Annotated in this window: 2 protein-coding genes and 1 pseudogene; all 3 read right to left on the reverse strand. The window is 52.8% G+C overall.

All coding sequences use genetic code 11. From position 1 onward, the window contains the following. Positions 1 to 244: pseudogene (locus tag M8997_RS22100) on the reverse strand (DUF1629 domain-containing protein); the annotation flags it as partial. Between the two features lie 50 nt (positions 245 to 294). Next, the gene (locus tag M8997_RS22105; RefSeq protein WP_252597227.1) at positions 295 to 954 is read right to left on the reverse strand and encodes an imm11 family protein; all 660 of its coding nucleotides are present in this window, start codon (positions 952 to 954) and stop codon (positions 295 to 297) included. Between the two features lie 50 nt (positions 955 to 1,004). Next, positions 1,005 to 1,423 (reverse strand): imm11 family protein (locus tag M8997_RS22110; protein WP_252597228.1); only part of this gene is annotated, 419 nt, incomplete at its 5' end.

Here is a 1,423-nt window from a genome sequence, read left to right on the forward strand (position 1 = left end):
TCCCTTGTCTTGCATGCGGTGTTTCAGGCAGTGGATCGACAAAGCCCCGCTGACCACGAGGCGGATAAAAGCCCATCATGCCGGGTGTCCTCAACGCAGATTCATTGACGATATCAATGCCATGACCTTTGCCACCACCACGATAGTCCGGACTGATCACGAAGAATTTGCGACGCTTTACCTGGACAACTTTCTTCGTCGTGGATTGTGGATTTTTGGAAATGTGGTCTGCACCGTCGATCATGGTCGTTTCAGTCTCCGGGTTGTTACGAAGAACACGAATGTTCCGTTCGGTTAAAGATCGGCGGCATCGCGGAACAGGATGCCAGTCAGCTTGGCTGACCTGCAGGCATCGCGAAGGACGTCGTCGCAGATGAGACCGCCATAGTGGACATCAGAGAAGACATGAGAATGCCCGACTTCTGCGTCTCTAATTGAGAAATAGCCTCCCCCCATAACATGATAGATTTTCCGCCCCGATGGTTCGATGTTTACTTTAACCTTCGATTTTTCTTCATCGATGGCGTCCAGCTCGCGAATGACATCACAGAGATAGCGCGGGTCGCCTTTGCTGCCATCCGGCAGCGTAAAATCGCAGGGCACAAAGGCAAAACCCTCCGGATCGACGGACTCGAACACCTCCTTGGTACGCTGCGAAGCCATCCAGTAGCGGCCCAGGCTTTCGAGATCACGGACGGCCCTAAATCCCTTCCCTTGTCTTGCATGCGGTGTTTCAGGCAGTGGATCGACAAAGCCCCGCTGACCACGAGGCGGATAAAAGCCCATCATGCCGGGTGTCCTCAACGCAGATTCATTGACGATATCAATGCCATGACCTTTGCCACCACCACGATAGTCCGGACTGATCACGAAGAATTTGCGACGCTTTACCTGGACAACTTTCTTCGTCGTGGATTGTGGATTTTTGGAAATGTGGTCTGCACCGTCGATCATGGTCGTTTCAGTCTCCGGGTTGTTACGAAGAACACGAATGTTCCGTTCGGTTAAAGATCGGCGGCATCGCGGAACAGGATGCCAGTCAGCTTGGCTGACCTGCAGGCATCGCGAAGGACGTCGTCGCAGATGAGACCGCCATAGTGGACATCAGAGAAGACATGAGAATGCCCGACTTCTGCGTCTCTAATTGAGAAATAGCCTCCCCCCATAACATGATAGATTTTCCGCCCCGATGGTTCGATGTTTACTTTAACCTTCGATTTTTCTTCATCGATGGCGTCCAGCTCGCGAATGACATCACAGAGATAGCGCGGGGCGCCTTTGCTGCCATCCGGCAGTGTAAAATCGCAGGGCACAAAGGCAAAACCCTCCGGATCGACGGACTCGAACACCTCCTTGGTACGCTGGGAGATAAACCAGTAGAACCCATTGGCCTCGAGATCACGAGTGGGCCGATACCCTTTTT

The sequence above is a fragment of the Phyllobacterium sp. 21LDTY02-6 genome, assembly GCF_023554255.2.
Taxonomy (GTDB): Bacteria; Pseudomonadota; Alphaproteobacteria; order Rhizobiales; family Rhizobiaceae; genus Phyllobacterium.

Excerpts from the sequence above, each read along its gene's own strand:
- M8997_RS22105 (WP_252597227.1), bottom strand. The coding sequence starts at position 954 with ATGATCGACGGTGCAGACCACATTTCCAAAAATCCACAATCCACGACG.